The sequence below is a fragment of the Steroidobacter cummioxidans genome (assembly GCF_003104955.1).
Genome location: NZ_LSRW01000082.1, coordinates 1 through 17,800, shown reverse-complemented (window position 1 = coordinate 17,800; position 17,800 = coordinate 1). Strand labels below are relative to the sequence as shown.

Genomic DNA, 17,800 nt, shown 5'->3' with positions numbered 1-17,800 from the left:
GCANNCAGCTATTACTGACCGGTGTTCGAGCGGCTCTTCACTCATCCCCTCTGGGCGTATCGAACCGGCACGTTTGCATTTTGCGAGCGCCTGGCCGTTAGGCCTGCTCATTTCTTCGATTCTGGTAGCCGCCGCGCTGGTGGCCTGGTCGCTGTGGCGCCGGCGGGCGCTGGGCTGGCGACTGCTGTGGCCGGTCGGTGTTCTGCAGACCCTGTTGCTGGCGCTGGTCCTATGCCTGTTGTGGCGACCAGTGCTGAATGTCGAACGGGTGCGCGATCGTGAGAACGAGCTCGCCATCGCAATCGATGCTTCCGCCAGCATGGCGTACGGCGATGCCGGCCAATCGCGGCTGCAGGAAGTGGCCGCCGCCTTGCAGAACGGCACCATGCAGCGGCTGGAAAAAACCTTCGCCGTGCGCATGTTCGGCTTCGCGCAGACCACGACGCCGCTGAACAACCTCGAAGCGATGCCGCCGCCCGGCCGGCAGACGCGCATCGGCGATGCGCTCCATCAAGTGTTGCAAAGTGCAGGCAGCGCGCCCCTCGCCGGCGTTATCTTGTTCAGCGACGGCGCGGAGAATGGCGACACACTGAGCGAGGAGCGTCTCGCTGAGATCGCATCCTATGGCGTGCCCGTTCACACCGTCGGCCTCGGTCCGGAGCGAGTGACCGATGATCTGGAGCTGGAGCGGGTCGAGGTGGCGAGCTCGGCGCCCGCCGGCTCGACCATCGATGCGCAGGTCAGTATCCGACACAACGGTGCGTCTCAAGCGCGCCTGCGCGTCTACGATCGCGACAACCTGGTCGCTGCCCGCGACGTCAAGCTGCGGCCCGAGGCGCCTACCACTCAGATTTCGCTGGATCTGCCCGCCGGCCAGGCCGGCACGCATGAATTGCGCTTCGTGCTCGACCCGCTGGAGGGCGAGCGCAACGTGATCAACAACTCGCGCACCCAGGTAGTGAATGTGCCCGCCGCCCGACGCAGCATTCTGTACGTCGAAGGCGAGCCGCGCTGGGAATACAAATTCCTGCGCCGGGCAGTGGACCACGACCGCGCGTTGCGCGTCGCCAGTGTGGTCCGCACCACGCCCAACAAGCAGTATCGCCAGGGCGTGAATTCGCCCGACGAGCTGGTCGATGGTTTTCCGTCCGATCCGGCCGAATTGTTCGGTTACGACGCGGTCATCATCGGCAGTTATGAAGCAGCCGGGCTGCGCGCCGAGCAGCACCGGATGCTGAAAGAGTTCGTCGACAAGCGCGGCGGTACGGTGCTGATGCTGGCAGGCCGTTATGGATTGTCCGCCGGCGGGTGGCAGAACGCGCCGTTGGCGCAAACGCTGCCGGTGCAGCTCACCGGCCGTCAACCGACACAGTTCGTGCAGCGTCCCGGGCAAGCGGCGCTGACGCTGTACGGTGCCGAGTCGCCCATTCCCCGACTCGATGTCGATCCCCGCAAAAATCTGGAGCGTTGGAAAAACTTACCGCCGCTCGCCGATTACCAGTCGCTCGGCCGACTCAAACCGGGCGCTATCGTGCTGCTCGAAGCCAATGGTGAAGCGGGCCGTGCCCCTTTGTTGATCTGGCAGCACTATGGTCGCGGTGCTGCGTACGTGCTCGCGACAGCCAGCACCCTGCGTTGGCAAATGCGCATGCCCTCCGACGATCAGAGTCATGAAATGTTCTGGCGCCAGCTGTTGCACGCCATTTCATCGACCGCGCCCGCTCGGGTCACCCTGAACGGCGAGCGCAGCGTGTATGAAGACGAGCGCACGGTGCGGCTGGAAGCCGAAGTGCGCGACGAGCGCTTCGAACCCATCAGCGACGCTACGGTCGAATTGCAGGTGGCGCCTGAACGCGATGCGCCGTTCAAGCAGGTCATGCAACCCTCCGGGCAGAGCGATGGGCGCTACACCGCGACGCTCGATGCCGCGTCCGCTGGCCTGTATCGGATCGAGATGACCGCACGCTCAGGAGACAAAGAAGTCGGGTCGGCCGTGACGCACGTTCTGCGTAACGACGGCGTGGCCGAGCACTTCGCGACTTATCAGCATCGCGATCTGCTGGAACGGATCGCGAAGGTCACCGGAGGACGCTACTGGCCGCTACGCGAGCTCGACGGACTGGCGGGCGCCATTCCTTATTCCAAGGCCGGCATCGTCGAGCGACAGATGCTGGATCTTTGGAACTTGCCCATCGTGTTCATCGTGCTGCTGGCGCTGAAGCTGGGTGAGTGGTTGCTCCGACTGCGATGGGGGCGCCTGTGAGCAAAGCGCGCCTCATCACTGCTTTGATGGCGACGGCATTCACTTTGCCCGCGTCTGCAGCTACGTACACCTTGGTCGTTGCCGGTCTGGGCGGCGAGCCGTCGTATGAACAAAGATTTCGCGAGCAGGCCGCTGCAGTTTCCAGCGCCGCTCAGAAAGCGGCGGGTAATACTGCGAACGTCATTTCGCTCACGGGCGATGCGGCCCGAGCGGAGGCGGTGAGGCGCGAGATCAAAAATCTCGCCGCGCGAATGAGCGCGAACGACTCGGTGGTCGTCGTGCTCATCGGTCATGGCAGCTACGACGGCGCGAACTATCGGTTCAATCTGCCGGGCCCCGATCTCACCGACAGCGACCTCGCGCGCCTGTTCGATGAATTCCCCGCCCGCGATCAGCTGATCATCAATGCCACCAGCGCCAGCGGTGCTGTCGTCGAACGCTGGCAGAAGCCGAGACGCGTGGTGATCACCGCTACGAAGAATGGTGGAGAAAAGACGGCAACGCGCTTTGCGCAGTACTGGGCTCAGGCTGTCGCGTCGGATGCGGCGGACACGAACAAAGACCAGGTCGTCACTGCCGCTGAGGCTTACGCCTACGTGACCAATCAGATCGAAGCCGCTTTCAAAGCGGAGACGGCGATGGCGACCGAGCACGCACGCATGGAAGGGGATAACGCCGGCCGTTTCACCCTCGCCCGGCTCGGCGCCGATGAGTTGATGCCGGACAACCCGGAGGTCGCAGCGCTGTTGTCGCAACGAGGCGCGATCGAGCAGGACCTGAACCACGTAAAGGAACAAAAAGCGTCGCTGCCGGATACTCAGTACTACGACCAGCTCGAAGAAGTCCTGGTGCGCCTGGCGCTGCTACAACGGGAGATCGATGCCAAAGCCGGTGGAGGCGCGACGCCATGATGACCCGCACTGCCACTTTGGTGTTGCTGCTGTTTGCCGCGGCTGCTGGCGCGCAATCCATCGACTATGACCCGCGCCGCCCGGCCGAGCTGCGGCCGTGCGACGATCATCGATATCACGGTCGCGCCGAGCAGGCACGCGCCTGTTACGGGAAACTGCTGGAGTCGCAAACACCTATCGTGCAGGCCGAAGCGGCTTGGGCGGTAGGTGACATCCAGCGCGCCAATCAGATTTTCCGCGACATCGTGCAGAGCAATCAGCATGCGGTGCAGCCGCGGGTGCGATGGGCACGCCTGTATCTGCAGACGCACCAATACTCCGACGCCGCCGAGATGTTCGGGGAGGCGTTGAAAGTATTTCCCGCCGATGCGCACGCCAAGCTCGGTCTCGCGAGCGTGTTTGCCGAGCGTTTCGAAGGGCAAGCACGGCCCTTGGTCGAAGACGTTTTGAAGCAGGACGGCGATCTGATCGAGGCCTACTTGCTCACCGCTTCGATGGATCTGGAAGAAGGCCAATTGGACGACGCAGACAAAGCGCTGGATCGCGCCATGCGCGTCGTCAACAAAGAGAAGCTGCCGCCGCTCGAGGTCTATACGCTGCGGGCGTCGTTGGAGATGTCACGCGGCGGCAATCCCGATCAGTGGATCAAGCGCATTCTCGATTACAACCCGCGCTATGGCGTCATGTATCAGCAGCTGGCGCACTTCGAGATCATGCGCCGTCGTTATAAAGAGGCGACGGTGCTGCTGCGTCGAGCGGTCGAAGTGCAGCCAGACCTGTGGGCTGCACACGCCGAGCTGGGCTCGAACCTGCTGCGACTCGGCAATGTGGAGGAAGCGCGCAAACATCTTGAGACCGCCTACTCCGGCGATCCGTACAGCCCGACGACGGTGAATTCGCTGCGCTTGCTGGATCGGATCAATGACTTCTCGATCAGCGAGGATCCGGTGGTCGTCGGCGAGGACACCTATCAAGTGCAGCTGCGGCTGCATAAGAAAGAGTCCGAAGTGCTGCGGCCGTATGTGCTGGATCTCACCAGTCGCAGCATCCGGAGCTTCTCGCAGCGCTACGGCTTCAAGCTGCAGGAGCCGGTCACCGTCGAGTTGTATCCGGATCATGATGACTTCGCGGTGCGTGTGGCTGCGCTGCCCGGCATCGGCCTGCTCGGTGTCACCTTCGGATACGTCGTTGCGATGGACAGTCCGTCCAGCCGCCCGACGGATCAGTTTCATTGGGGCAGCACGCTGTGGCACGAGATGGCGCACGTGTTCACGTTGGAAGTGACCGATCATTACGTGCCGCGCTGGTTGAGCGAAGGCATCTCGGTATTCGAAGAGTGGCGCACGGGCCCGACGCCGGGTGTCGCCGTGCCGCCGGAAGCCGTCGCCGCGCTGGAAAAGAAACAATTCCTGCCAGTCGCCGACCTGGACTCCGGCTTCATTCGCCCGAGTTATCCCGGGCAGGTGCAGGTGTCGTACATGCAGTCGGGCCTGGTGTGCCTGTTCATCGAGCAGCGCTGGGGCTTCGAGCAGCTCGGTGCGCTGCTGCGGCAGTTCGACGGCAAGCGCACCACGGCGCAGGCTATCGAGGCTACGTTCAAGATCGCGCCGGCGGCGTTCGACAAGGAGTTCGATGCGTTCGTGCGCACCCGCTTCGCGAACGTGCTCGCAAATTTCGAGGAGTGGCAGCAGAAAAGCCAGGCGGCCCGTCAGGCCATTCAGAAAGAACGTTGGGCGGATGCAGTGGAGCCGGCGCGTCGCGCGGTGGCGCTGTATCCGGAGCAGGTCGGCGGCGACAGCCCGCATTTGATGCTGGCGAAGGCGCTCGACAAGCTGAATCGCCGTGTCGATGCCATCGTTGCTTTGGAAGACTATCGCCGTGCTGGCGGTTGGGATCCGACGGCCCTGCGCGAGTTGGCTCGCTGGCTGGATGAAGCCGGGCGCGTGCCAGAAGCGACGGACCTGATGGTCTCGCTCAACTACTCCGATCCGCTGAACGCCGAGGTGCACTCACAACTCGGCGAGCGCTTGCTGACCGCCGGCCGCAACGAAGAAGCGTTGCGCGAGTTCCAGGCACTGCTCGCACTCAATAGACTGGATCAAGCGCCGGCCCACTATGGAATGGCGCGTGCCTTGCGTGAATTGGGCGACAAGGCAGGCAGTCGCCGTCATCTGCTGGACGCGCTCGCCACGGCGCCGCACTTCAAGCCGGCGCAGGCTTTGCTGCTGAAAATGATCGAGGAGCGTACTTGATGAACGACGTCGTCGCGACCGAGCAGGAAACTGCTGCGCTGGTCAATCTTTTCCGTGATCGCGTCGGTGCGATTCGCGATCAGGTCCGTCGTGTCATCGTCGGTCAGGATGAAGTGGTCGACTATTTGCTGTTGACGCTGCTGGTCGGCGGTCATTGTTTGATCACCGGCATGCCGGGCACGGCGAAGACGTTGCTGGTGAAGACACTGGCCTCGGCGCTGGGCCTGTCATTCAAGCGCATTCAGTTCACGCCAGACCTGATGCCGACCGACGTTACCGGCACCGACATCATCGAAGAGGACATCACCACCGGTCATCGTCGCTGGACCTTCGTGCCGGGGCCGTTGTTCGCGAACGTGCTGCTGGCCGACGAAGTCAATCGCACGCCGCCGAAGACGCAGGCAGCCTTGCTCGAAGCCATGCAGGAACATTCAGTGACCGTGCGCGGCACGACGCATACGCTCGGCGAGCCGTTCTTCGTGCTCGCGACCCAGAACCCCATCGAGCTGGAAGGCACGTATCCCTTGCCGGAAGCGCAGCTCGATCGCTTCCTGTTCAACGTGCTGCTCGATTACCTCAGCGCCGAGCACGAGATGGAAGTCGTCGACCGCAACACATCGCGATTGGAAGGGCCGCAGCTGCGAGCGTGCACCAACGCCGAGGAGATCGTGAAATTTCAGTGGCTGGTGCGCCAGGTGCCGCTGTCCACCGAAGTGCGCCGTAAAGCGGTGGAAATGGTACGCGCCACCCGGCCGCGTGAAGCCAGCGCTCCTGAATCGGTGCGTCGCTATGTTCGCTACGGCGCCAGCGTTCGCGCGACTCAGTTCCTGTGTCTCGCCGGCAAGGCCCGCGCATTGATGGAAGGTCGCTATCACGTGACCGAGGACGATCTGCGCACGCTGGCATTGCCGGTGCTGCGTCATCGCGTGCTCACCAATTATCAGGCCGAGTCCGACGGCAAGACTGTCGACGAAGTGCTGCGAGAGGTCGTCGAGCGGTGAGCGTCGCAGCCTCCAATCGCCTGCTGCCGCCGGAAACCCTTGCTGGACTTGCGAATCTGGAGTTGATCGCGCGCACTGCCGTGGAAGGCTTTCTTACCGGCCTGCACCGCTCTCCGCACTACGGTTTCAGCCAGGAGTTCAAGGAATATCGCGCCTATGTCGAGGGCGACGATCCTCGCTTCGTCGATTGGAATGTGTTTGCTCGCACCGAGCGTACGTACATCCGTCGTTTCGAAGGCGAGACCAATACGCGGTTGATGATTCTGCTGGATGCGAGCGCATCGATGGGCTACGGCTCGCACTCCGTCACCAAGCTTCAGTACGGCAAGTTCCTGGCCGCTGCGCTCGCCTATCTGGCCGCGCGCCAGCACGATCCCGTGGGGCTCATCGTGTTCGACGAGCAGGTACGAACATTCCGCCCGGCGACCAGCCGCGCCGGCAGCCTGACCGCAATGATTCACGCGATCGACGAGGTAACGCCGGGCAACGGCACCAACCTCGAAGGTTGCTTCCAGCGCTTCGGCGAACATCTGTCGCGGCGTGGCCTGGTCGCGGTGATCTCGGATCTCTATTGCGATCCGGCGGCAATGAGTCGTGCCGTGCAGCCGCTGGCGTATCGCGGCCACGACATCATGTTGTTCCAGCTGCTCGACCCGCAGGAGATGCGGCCGAACTGGCGCGAGTCGGTGCTGCTGAAAGACGTCGAGACGCAGCGAACGCTGAACGTCTCGCCAGAATACCTGGCCGGCGAATATCAGCAACGACTCGACAACCACCTGCAGTCGTTGCGGCGTGCCGCCGCCAACGTCGGTGCGCATCAGATGTTGATAACCACGGACGAGCCTCTCGATAACGCGCTCCGGCGTTATCTGCTGCTCAGAGAAGGCCGGACGTAATCATGTTTCTCGCGCCTGCACTGCTGCTCGGACTGCTCGCCATCGGCATCCCGCTATGGCTGCATCGTGTGGCGCGTGCCAATCCGACTCAGCATCAGTTCGCATCGCTGATGCTGCTGGAAGCGAGCGAAACCCAGCGGACGGCGAAGCGGACGCTGCGTTACTGGCTGCTGCTGATTACTCGCATCCTGTTGCTGATCGCGCTGGTGCTCGCGTTCGCCGGACCGTTGCTGACGGATCGCATGATGCCGCAGCCCAACGCCAACGCGCAGTTGCATGCGATCCTCATCGATACATCGCTCTCCATGCAGCACCGTGGTCGCTGGGAGCGTGCGTTGGCCGAGGCTGAAAGCGTCATCGCCGAACTTCCCTCGTCGGATCGAGTGATGTTGCTGACCGGCTCGGGTCAGCGCGTCGCTGTCGTGAACCCGAGCACGCCGGCGGGAAATGCCGGCGCAGTGCGCGCGTCGTTGCAGGGTCTGAAGCCGGGCATCGAGCGGCTCGACTATGGCTTCGCGATGAACACCGCGAATTCCTGGCTCGGCTCGCCGCGTCCGAAAGTTGTGCTGCATTTGATCTCGGATATGCAACGTAGCGCGGCGCCGCTGCGATTTGCGGATCTACAGCTGCCAGCGCAGACCCAGCTGGTGATGCACGATGTGAGCGATGGTGCCGCCGGCAACATCTATATCGCGAGCGCTGGAGTCCTGCCGCTCGATACGCATTCGCTGCAAGCGACGGTCGGGAGCTCCTTTACAGAGCCGCAGCAGCGCGATGTGATTCTTCGTGTCGATGACAAAGAAGTCTCCAGGAAGACCGTGGCTCTCGCAGCCGCCACAGCTCAGCCTGAGATCGTCGCAGGCGAAGGCGGCACTGCGCATGAAGCCAACTTGTCCATGCAGCCGGTCTCGCAGCCTGCCCACGGCAATAGCACCTCGTTCACGAAAGTCACATTCAATGGCCTGAATCTCAGTGCCGGCGCGCATCGGATCGAAGTGGTGCTCGAGCCCGGCGATGAGTTGCCGCAGGACGATCGTTTCTTTTCGGTCATCGAGCAGGCGGATCCGGCGGCGTTGTTGATCTCGCGCGATACAGAGGCGGACGACACGGCTTACTTCGCAGCGGCCATCGGCGCCCTGTCTGCGCCGAGACTGAAGGTCGAGCAGCGCGTCGCCAATGCCATGGATTCGGGCGGGCTCGGCAAGTATTCGCTGATCGTCATTTCCGATCCGAGCGCCCTGTCGAACGCCGCGGCACGACGCATTCATTCTTATGTGGCCGCCGGCGGTGCCGCGCTGGTCACGCTCGGCGAAGGCCAGGAGAAGAACGATCCGCTGCTCGGCGATCTGCACAGCGGTGAGGTCAAGAACCGGACCGGCAAGGTCGGTGAAGTCGCTGGCAGCCATCCGGTACTGCGCGAGGCTGCGGATTGGAACCGGGTGCGATTCTTCCGACAGCGTGCGCTCCAACCGACCACCGACGATCAGACCTTGATTGCGCTGGACGATGGCACTCCGCTGCTGATGGAGCGCACGCTGGGCGCCGGCCGGATGCTGATCCTCACAGTGCCAGTCGACCGGCGCTGGAGCGACATCGCCATTCATCCCCTCTTCGTTCATTTCATTGGCGCGGCGGCAAGTTACCTGACGCAGGCGGAGGCAACCACCAGCAACGCGCTGGTCGGCTCGATTGTCACCACCGGATTGACCGCGGGCGGCGGCGGGCAGATATTCGATCCACAGGGCCGTCGGGTCTTGGGACTGGCGCAGAGTACGACAGACCGTCTGATTCCCGACCAAGCCGGGTTCTACGAAATTCGCGGCAGTGAAGGCGCGCGCTGGCTGGCGGTGAACGTGGATACGCGTGAGTCGGATCTCACCCCGTTGCCGCCGGATTTCATCGCGCGCTGGCAGGCACTGCGTGCACAGGAACCGACATCCGCTGTGGCCTCTACGCCAACTCCCGAGGTCAAGCCGGAATCGCTCGGTCCCTGGCTGCTGTGGTTGGCTGCCATCCTGCTGTTGGCGGAAACGCTGCTGGCGAATCGTCATCTGGCCATTCGTCGCGAGGTGCCGAAATGACCTCACGTGAACGACTCGAAAGCTACCTGGCTGAGCTACGCAGTCGGCTACGCACACATATTTATCTGCGTGCGGGCGCGGTTGGCGCGGCCGGCACGCTGCTGGTGACCGGTCTGGCCGTCTGGCTGTTCAACCGCGAAGGTTTCGCTGCCTCGATCGCAATTTCCGCTCGCGTCGCACTGGTGTTGTTGCTGCTGCTGGTCGCGCTGATTTTGCTATGGCTGCCGCTGCGCCGGCTGCATCGGGATGACGGCTCGAAAGTCTTCGAGCAGCACCTGCCCGAAGAGCGTGGGCGCATTCAGACTTATCTCGATAGCAGACGCCGTGAAGCTGAAGGACAAGCCTCGCCGCTGATCGAGCTGCTCGCGGCGGACGCCGCGGCGATCGCTGAGAAAACTCCACCGACGGCCATCGTTTCGCAGCGTCGCTTCATGCTCGCCGCTTCGATCGCTGCCGTCGCGGTGGTCGCGCTTGGTTTGATGTTGAGCGTCGGTCCTTCGTATTGGGGATTCGGCAGCCGTCATTTGTTGTTAGGTGCGGAACTGCCGCGGGCAGCCATCATGCTGAAGCGCGTGACGGTTCAGCCTGGCAATACGACCGTTCGGCGCAACAGCGATGTGGCGATTGCAGCGACGGTCGAAGGCTTCCGGCCCGAGCACACCCAGGTCTTCGTGCGCTTCGCCGATCAGGACAAATGGGAAGCCGCGCCCATGCGGCTGGCGGAGGCAGGTCAGTTCGACTTCAAGCTGTATGCCGTGCGTGGCCCGCTTACCTATTACGTCCAGGCCGATGGCGTTCGCAGCTCCGAACACAACATCGCCGTCGTCGACCTGCCGCGCATTCAGCGCGTGCGATTGACGTATCAGTACCCGGAGTGGACCGGGCTGGACTCGATGACTGACGAAGAGTCGCGTGACATTCGCGCTGTCTCTGGAACGGATGTCAAAGTCGAAGTGTTCGCCGATGCACCCCTCGACGCGCCGGCCTTGATCGTCGACGGCGAAAGTCAGGAGCTGCAGCGCGACGGCAACGCCAACATCGGCACCATCGCCGTCAATGAGCCGGGCAAATATCAGATCGGTGCGCGCGTCGCCGATGAGTTCGTGGCGCTGAGCGACGAGTACACCATCGAAATCGTCGCCGACGAAAAGCCCACCATCGAGATTCGCAAGCCCGGCCGCGACTGGCGCGCCACCAGCATTGAAGAGGTGCCGGTGCACATCAAGGCCGAGGACGATTTCAAGCTGCGCGATGTCTCTTTGCTCTACTCCGTCAACGGTGGCGAGTGGCAGAAGATGCCGGTCGGTGGCGGCGCCAGGAGCAGCGAGAATGAGTCACTGCTGAGCATGGAAGAGCTGGGCGAGAAGGCGTCCGAATCGCAGCGACTCGTGCCGGGCGATCTGGTGTCCTATTACGCCGTTGCAAAGGATCGCACGCAGACCGTGCAGACCGATCTGTTCATGGTGCAGGTCCAGCCGTTCGAGCGGACGTTCAAGCAAGGCGGTGGTGGTGGCGGCGGCGGTGGCGGCATGGCCGACGAGCAAGGCGCGATCTCCGAGCGTCAGCGCGAGATTCTGCTGGCCACCTGGAATTTGCAGCGAAGCGACGAGCGCAACAACCGTACTCGCGAACAGCTGGAAGACAGCGCGCGAATGCTGGCTGATTTCCAAACGACGCTATCGACCCAAGCTCGCACGCTGGCGCAACGAACACGCGCACGCATGGATGTGGAGTCGGACGAACGAGTGAAGACGTTTGTCGAGAGTCTCGAACGTGCGGCGGGATTGATGGAGCCCGCGGCTGGACATCTGTCGGCCTTCCGGTTGCAGGCCGCGGTTACGCCCGAACAGCAGGCACTTCAACAACTGCTGCGCGCTGAATCGGCGTTCCGTGAAGTGCAAGTGTCCATGCAGCAGGATGGCGGCGGTGAAGGCTCGCAAGCGGCACGCAACTTCAGCGAGATGTTCGAGCTGGAGATGGACGTTGAGAAGAGCCAATACGAAAGCGAATCGCAGCTGAAACAGCAGAATACTCAGGCGGAGTTGAACGAGGCGATCCGCAAGTTGAAGGAGCTGGCCGAACGCCAGGAGAAACTCGCGGAACAGCAGCGCAATGCCCAGGCTTTGCAAGAGCAGCGCTGGCAGCAGGAGCAGTTACGGCGTGAAGCGGAAGATCTGCGCCGTCGACTCAATGAGCTGAATCGTCAGCAGCAGTCGTCGCAGCAACAGGCCAGCAACTCGCGGCAGGGACAAAACGGTGGCAGCGGATCGAGCGCGTCCAGCTCGGGCAGCAAGAGTCAGCGCAGCAGCGGCAGCAGCTCGCAGGAGCGCTCGGAAGTCGAGCAGGCGTTGCGGTCGGTCGAGCAGGCACTGGAGGAGATGCGCGCGGCGAATCAGTCGCAGGGCGAGAACTCATCGAACAGCCAGCCAGCGGGCAGTCAATCGGCGCAGGCAGCGAGCAAACATCTGCGGCAGGCTTTGAAGCAGATCGATAAGCCCGATTCGTCGCACCTGGATGAAACGCTGGAGCGCTTCGCCGAGCGCAGCGGCAAGATGCTGGAGGACCAGCGCCGCATCGAAAGCGAGTTGTACAAAGCCGCATCGCAGGGGAATGACTCGCCGTTCCGTACCGGCAGTCGTGGCGGCCTGAGTCAGCGTGAGATCAAAGATCTGGTGGAGTCGAAGCAGCGCATGGCGGCGGAGCTCTCGGAATTGCAGGGCGATATGCGCGGCGCCGTGCACGAGCATCGCGGCAAAACGCCCAAGACCACACAGCGCTTGAGCGAGATCGTGCGTGACATCGAAGGCTCCGATGTGATGTATCGCCTCAATCGCAGCGCCGCCGAGATCTACTATGGCCGCGCTCGCGAGGCCGCGCCGCGTGAAGGATTGATCACCGATGCGCTCGAAACGCTCGAGCGCGATCTGCAGGAAGCGTCGGCCCAGGCATCGACCGAACGCACGCATAAACGCAATTCGGTGACGACCGACGATTTACTCGCCGAGGTTGCCGAGCTGCGCCGTGCCGTCAGGAGCGCTCAGCGGTCCAGCGAGGAACAAGCCGGTCAGGCGGGTCAGCAAGGTGATTCGCGCAAGAGCCCAGGCGATCAGGCCGGCAACGGCGACACTCGTACCGCAGGCTTGAATGGCGACAAGCAACAGGGTGGCGATAACAGTGAAGGCCAGCAGGCCGATGGCAGCAAGGGCTCGCCGGGCTCGCGCCAAGGCGGCACGTCACAAACGCAAAGTTCTCGCGGCGGTACCGCTGGTGCTCAGAATGGGCTCAGCGCGTGGAATCCGATCGTGCCCGCACGCGGGTTGAACACCCTTGAAGATGGCAGCGGCTCGCTGGCTCGACAGACCACCGCTATCAGTCAACGCATTCGCGATCTCACCAATCGTATGACCAGTGGCGAGCTGACCAGCGCCGAGATCGAAGCGCTGCGCCGTCACGCCAATCAGTTGCGTCGGCTGAGCGGCGATCCGCTGGCGGATCAGGGCGAGGCCATGTTGAAGGCTGTCGAGCAGATCGAGCTGACTGCTTTGAACGCCGCGGCGCGCGCCAAAGGCGATACACCGGCGCACGCGACTTTGCCGTCGCCTGAGTCGCCGCGTTATCGCGAAGCTGTCGCCGAGTACTACCGTCGCTTGGGGAACCGCTAGAACGTGAGGGTCGCAGGCACGAAACATGAGGAACCTGCTTCCACTCTCGATACTGGCCGCGGGCGCGTTCGCGACGCTCGGGGCGCTTGCAGGCAGTAACCTCATCACTGGCGATGGCGGGCGCGCGTCCATTCCCGCCGATCTGTCGCGTCTCAATATCGCTCGCGCCATCTACGACAGCGAAGGTGGCATGGGCGAGGCGTACTACGCCTATGACGGCCGCGTGTGGGCGCGTTGGGAGACGGACTTTCCGGAAGGCGATGACAACTTCAGTCACCGCCTCAAGCAGCTGACACGCATCAATGTCGCACCGAAGGCCGTCAGTCGCCTGTTGACCGCGCCGGATCTCGGCGATTTCCCGCTGCTCTATATGTCCGACCCCGGATACATGGTCATTACGGAAGCAGAGCGCGCGGCTTTCGCGCTTTATCTGAAGCGCGGCGGTTTCGTCTGGGTCGACGATTTCTGGGGCGATGCCGAGTGGCAACAGTTCGCCAACGTGATGCGCACCGTGCTACCGAATCGCGAGTGGCGTGTGCTCACGCCCGACCATCCCATCTTTCACACGGTGTTCGATCTCAAAGAAATGCCGCAGATTCCCGCGCTGCCGTTCGCGACCCCAGGCGGCAGCACGGCCGAATCGCCGGGCGCGCACAAGTTTCCGGCCGGTTCGCTCGATACGCCGCAGATGCGTGCGTGGCTGGATGACGATGGTCGTATCATGGTGCTTGCCACCCACAACACCGATGTCGGCGACGGCTGGGAGCGCGAGGCCTATGGCGATTGGTACTTCGAGACCTTCTCCACGCGCTCCTACATGGTCGGTGTGAATGTGGTGGTGTATGCAATGACGCACTGAGCCTGCGCGCGACCATGACCAATGTCATCAATCTGAAAAAAGCCAAGCAGAAGCGCGCCGAGGGCAAGACGCTGTGCTCGTCCGGGTTTCACAAGTGGGAAGTGCTGTCCGGCCGACGTTTCGATGTGAAGCAAGGTCGTCTGGTGAGCACCGAGCGCTGCAAACGCTGCGGTGAAGAACGCATCAAACTGACCTGACGTCGTTGCGGTTGCCCACGATGGATATTGCCGTCCGCTCACGGACGCACGCCCCGTGGCCATCGCAGGCATACTACCGGCCGTGGCAGCCGAAGCAGACAAGCTCAACACGGAGATCGAGACGACGCGTTCGCGTTGGGCGCTCGCGTACGCCTGGCTCTCAGGGCTGATTGTGTACGCGGTCGCCATCTACCTGGCGAGCAACGACGTCCAGGTGTGGATCAACGATCTCGCCTGGACTCTAGCTGCCGCAGCTGCCGCATATTGCTGCTTCCGCGCGGCCCGGCATGTCGAGCCCGAACGCCGTCGCGCCTGGCTATGGGTCACCGCTGCGTGTGCGAGCTGGTTGTTGGGACAGCTGCACTGGAACTATGTGCACTTGATCTTGAAGGTGCAGCAGCCCTTTCCGAGCCTCAACCAGATCTTCTACACCGGCTTCGCGATCTTCATCATGATTGGTGTGATGCAGTTGCCGGAGGCGCGCCAGCGCGAGCCGTTTACTCTGAAGCACGCGGGCAACCTGGGGCTCGTGACTTGCTGCCTGGCAGTTACCGTGGTGCTGGGCATGTTGGAGCCGGCGCTGCAGAACCCCACCGTCACCGCCGCATTTCTCTGGCTGGGTATCGCGCACACCGTGCTGGTCGCCGGCACATTTCTATTTACTCTGAGCGCGCTGTGGACCTTCCGCTGGGGCTCAGCGTGGACGCCCATGCTGTTGATGGTCATCGGCACCTGTATTTATGCAGTGTCGAATTTCGCTTATGCGCATTCGCTGCTGACCGACAGCTACTTGCCGGACGATGTGGTCAACGCCAGCTGGCTGCTCATGTTCGGCCTGGTGGCGGGCGCGGCGCACGAGCAGGCGTGGCTCAGCAAGCGCGAGCAAGACGACATCAAACACAAGACGCAGGTGCGCGAGCGCTGGCTCGAGGCGGTGATGCCGGCGTTGCTGATCGTCATCATGATCGCCGTGGCATTGAGCAGCTCGGCGACCTTCACGCCGCGGGTCATCTGGCTGTCGGCGACGATTTTCATTCTGTTCGCGGTGATTCTGGGCGCGCGCGAGGCGTGGATTCAGCGCGAATCGCAGCAGCTGACCGACCAGCTGCTGAGCGCCAATCAGCAGCTGCAGGACGCAAACCTCGAGCTGCGCCACAGCGAGCAGCGGTTTCGCGAGCTGACCACAGCACTGGAGCACCGCGTCGGCGAGCGCACTACCGAGCTCAAGCGCGCCTACGAGGAACTTGAAGGATTCTCGTACGCCGTCGCGCATGACTTGAAAGCGCCGCTGCGTGCGATCAACGGCTTCGCGCACTTGTTCGAACAGGAGATGCAGGGAGAGCTGACCGATCGCGCGCGTGAGCACCTGTCACGCATCCGTAACGGCTCGCTGAAGATGTCGACCTTGATCGACGATCTGCTGTCCTACTCGCACATCGACCGCCGCGGCATGCAGGCCAGCGTCGTCAGCCTGCCATCGCTGGTGGATCAGGTGTTGAGCCCGTACCAGGACGAGATTCAACGTCGCAGCATCATGATGACGGTGGTCGTCGAGCCGATGACCGTCCGTGTCGATGCCAGTGGCCTGTCGCAGGCGCTGCGCAACCTGGTGGAAAATGCATTGAAGTACACGCGCGATACCAAAAGCCCGCGCATCGCTGTCGTGTGTCGCCGCAAAGAGGGTGGCGTGTTGTTGGCCGTGACCGACAACGGCATCGGCTTCGACATGCAATATCACGATCACATTTTCAAACTGTTCCAACGACTGCACCGGGACGATCAATATCCTGGCACCGGCATTGGACTGGCGCTGGTGCGCAAGGCCATCGAACGACTCGGCGGCAAGGTGTGGGCGCAAAGCAAACCGAACGAAGGCTCGACGTTTACGATCGAGTTGCCCGGCTAAGAATTCACCGTTGCCCGCCGCCACACCTGCTCGATGCGAGCGGGCACGGGCTTGCGATCCAGCATGCGAACGACCAGCAGCGTGCCAACCAACGCCAGTATCGAACCCAGCGTGAACGCGGGCGCATAGCCGACGGCGTCGGCCACCGCCGCACCCGAGACGTTACCGATCGGACCCATCACTACGACCAGACTTGCGAACAAGGTGTAGTCGGTGCCGGCGTGCTCGGGGTCGGACGCGTCCATCATCAACGTGAACAACGCGACCGTCGCCATCGTGCCGATCACACCTTCGCAGATGGTCGCCACCCACAGCAGTGAGACGCCGCCCATGCCTAATGCGGCAACGATGTAGAGCGTGTACGACGCTGCCTGCGCGATACCGCTTGCGAGCACCGCCGTTCGCCGCCCGGCACTGTACGCGAGCCACCCGCCGATGATTGCGCCAAACAGGCTGGTGGCGGAGCCGACCGTACCTTTCATCAGTGCGATGGCCTCTTTGTTCATGCCCTGATCGATGAGAAACGGACCGAGCAGCGTGGCGACCATCTGATCGCCGAACCGATACAAAAAGATGATGACGGCGAAGCGCAGGATGCCTGGCTGCATCAAACGCTGCAGCCAGCCGAAGAGAAGATCGCCAGCGCTGTACTTGGCGCTGTCTGCCGTGGTTGTCTCTTTCAGGAGGAATGTCGGTAACACAGTGAGTGTTAGCAAGCCGGCCATGCAAAGGAAGGTCACTTGCCAGCTGGTGCGTGCAAACACGCTAAGAAGCAGGCCGCCGCCGAGAATCATGCCGAAGCGATACGCGCCGACTTGAATGGCATTCGCGAGCCCCCGCTCCTTCGTGTTGAGCATACGAACGGCAAGACCGTCGGTAATCACGTCCTGGGAGGCAGCGAGCACGTTGAACGCGAACGCCGCGACAATCAGCACGATCAGACCGTCGCTGGGATTTGCCTGGGTTAGGAGCAAGGCGCCGGCGATGGAGGCGAATTGAAAGCCGAGCAGCCAGGCGCGGCGAGTGCCGGTGTGATCGAGCACGGGCGCCCAAAGGAATTTAAGCACCCACGGAAGCGCAACGAAGCTGAGCAGGCTGATTTGCGTGAGCGAGTAGCCGGCTTCGCGAAGGAGCACGGGCAGCGCGAGGGTGAAGAAGCCGAACGGGATGCCCTGCGCCATATAAAGCGCGATCAGCAGGGTGATCTTGTAACTGCGGGACATCGGGCGGCGCGGTCTCGTGTGTGCGAGGTTGCATCGTATCTTACGTCGGTTAAGAAGAGAGGCTCGGTGGCTGTTCGGTGGGGTTTCCGGACGAGACCCCCGACAGCTACCGCCCCGAAATGACAGCTGCAACGTCGCCAGAGCGGCCGCGCCCTAGCGCGGCCGCAACTGCCGTTGCGACAAAGCGCGAACTCAAATTCTCAGTTGCGGGTTGGTGGTCGGAGCCGAGTCACGCGCGACGCCGCTGTGACGTTTCGGCGGCGACGGGAGCGACCTACCTCCGCCCGGCAGCTTTGCGGTACAGGGACGGGACCGCAACAGCAGGGCTCATCATGGACGTGCGGTGTAGGAGCGCTAGCGCTCCGGCCGTGCCCGGTGCCGGGCGGAGGTAGGTCGCTCCCGTCGACGCAAACCACCAACGCCTCTTCTCCGAGCGAAGGAGGTAGGTCGCTCCCGTCGACGCAAACCACCAACGCCTCTTCTCCGAGCGAAGGAGGTAGGTCGCTCCCGTCGACGCAAACCACCAACGCCTCTTCTCCGAGCGAAGGA

General features: G+C 62.8%; 11 protein-coding genes. 10 read left to right on the top strand and 1 reads right to left on the bottom strand.

The features are described from left to right. The first annotated feature begins 73 nt into the window (after nucleotides 1-73). From D0550_RS29150 to D0550_RS29105, 10 genes are all read left to right on the top strand, one after another. Nucleotides 74-2,263, top strand: a complete 2,190-nt coding sequence (locus D0550_RS29150; RefSeq protein WP_116812714.1) for a hypothetical protein — start codon at nucleotides 74-76, stop codon at nucleotides 2,261-2,263. Next, nucleotides 2,260-3,174 (top strand): caspase family protein, encoded by a 915-nt coding sequence (locus tag D0550_RS29145; protein ID WP_161966119.1) that lies wholly within the window; start codon nucleotides 2,260-2,262, stop codon nucleotides 3,172-3,174. Before D0550_RS29150 ends, D0550_RS29145 begins: the two co-directional genes overlap by 4 nt. After that, nucleotides 3,171-5,426, top strand: coding sequence for a tetratricopeptide repeat protein (locus tag D0550_RS29140; RefSeq protein WP_116812712.1), 2,256 nt, complete (start codon nucleotides 3,171-3,173; stop codon nucleotides 5,424-5,426). The genes D0550_RS29145 and D0550_RS29140 overlap by 4 nt, the downstream gene beginning before the upstream one ends. Then, nucleotides 5,426-6,427, top strand: a complete 1,002-nt coding sequence (locus D0550_RS29135) for an AAA family ATPase (protein WP_116812711.1) — start codon at nucleotides 5,426-5,428, stop codon at nucleotides 6,425-6,427. Before D0550_RS29140 ends, D0550_RS29135 begins: the two co-directional genes overlap by 1 nt. Beyond that, the gene (locus D0550_RS29130) at nucleotides 6,424-7,323 is read left to right on the top strand and encodes a DUF58 domain-containing protein (protein WP_116812710.1); all 900 of its coding nucleotides are present in this window, start codon (nucleotides 6,424-6,426) and stop codon (nucleotides 7,321-7,323) included. The genes D0550_RS29135 and D0550_RS29130 overlap by 4 nt, the downstream gene beginning before the upstream one ends. Before the next feature lie 2 nt (nucleotides 7,324-7,325). Beyond that, nucleotides 7,326-9,404 carry a vWA domain-containing protein gene (locus D0550_RS29125; protein WP_116812709.1) on the top strand — a complete coding sequence of 693 codons (2,079 nt, stop codon included), beginning with the start codon at nucleotides 7,326-7,328 and terminating at the stop codon, nucleotides 9,402-9,404. After that, a complete protein-coding gene (locus D0550_RS29120; RefSeq protein WP_116812708.1) occupies nucleotides 9,401-13,066 on the top strand; it encodes a DUF4175 family protein in 3,666 nt (1,221 codons plus the stop codon). The genes D0550_RS29125 and D0550_RS29120 overlap by 4 nt, the downstream gene beginning before the upstream one ends. Nucleotides 13,067-13,091: 25 nt before the next feature. Further along, nucleotides 13,092-13,925 (top strand): DUF4159 domain-containing protein, encoded by an 834-nt coding sequence (locus D0550_RS29115; RefSeq protein WP_116812707.1) that lies wholly within the window; start codon nucleotides 13,092-13,094, stop codon nucleotides 13,923-13,925. Nucleotides 13,926-13,939: 14 nt separating this feature from the next. After that, the gene (locus tag D0550_RS29110) at nucleotides 13,940-14,122 is read left to right on the top strand and encodes a hypothetical protein (RefSeq protein ID WP_116812706.1); all 183 of its coding nucleotides are present in this window, start codon (nucleotides 13,940-13,942) and stop codon (nucleotides 14,120-14,122) included. 82 nt (nucleotides 14,123-14,204) lie between these two features. After that, entirely contained in the window at nucleotides 14,205-16,028 is a 1,824-nt protein-coding gene (locus D0550_RS29105) for a sensor histidine kinase (RefSeq protein ID WP_153067409.1), read from the top strand. On the opposite strand, the gene D0550_RS29100 is transcribed toward D0550_RS29105, so the two are convergent. Then, entirely contained in the window at nucleotides 16,025-17,251 is a 1,227-nt protein-coding gene (locus D0550_RS29100) for an MFS transporter (RefSeq protein WP_116812704.1), read from the bottom strand. The genes D0550_RS29105 and D0550_RS29100 overlap by 4 nt on opposite strands. Nucleotides 17,252-17,800 lie beyond the last annotated feature (549 nt).

Excerpts from the sequence above, each read along its gene's own strand:
- D0550_RS29140 (WP_116812712.1), top strand. The coding sequence starts at position 3,171 with ATGATGACCCGCACTGCCACTTTGGTGTTGCTGCTGTTTGCCGCGGCT.
- D0550_RS29135 (WP_116812711.1), top strand. The coding sequence starts at position 5,426 with ATGAACGACGTCGTCGCGACCGAGCAGGAAACTGCTGCGCTGGTCAAT.
- D0550_RS29125 (WP_116812709.1), top strand. The coding sequence starts at position 7,326 with ATGTTTCTCGCGCCTGCACTGCTGCTCGGACTGCTCGCCATCGGCATC.
- D0550_RS29120 (WP_116812708.1), top strand. The coding sequence starts at position 9,401 with ATGACCTCACGTGAACGACTCGAAAGCTACCTGGCTGAGCTACGCAGT.
- D0550_RS29115 (WP_116812707.1), top strand. The coding sequence starts at position 13,092 with ATGAGGAACCTGCTTCCACTCTCGATACTGGCCGCGGGCGCGTTCGCG.
- D0550_RS29110 (WP_116812706.1), top strand. The coding sequence starts at position 13,940 with ATGACCAATGTCATCAATCTGAAAAAAGCCAAGCAGAAGCGCGCCGAG.
- D0550_RS29100 (WP_116812704.1), bottom strand. The coding sequence starts at position 17,251 with ATGTCCCGCAGTTACAAGATCACCCTGCTGATCGCGCTTTATATGGCG.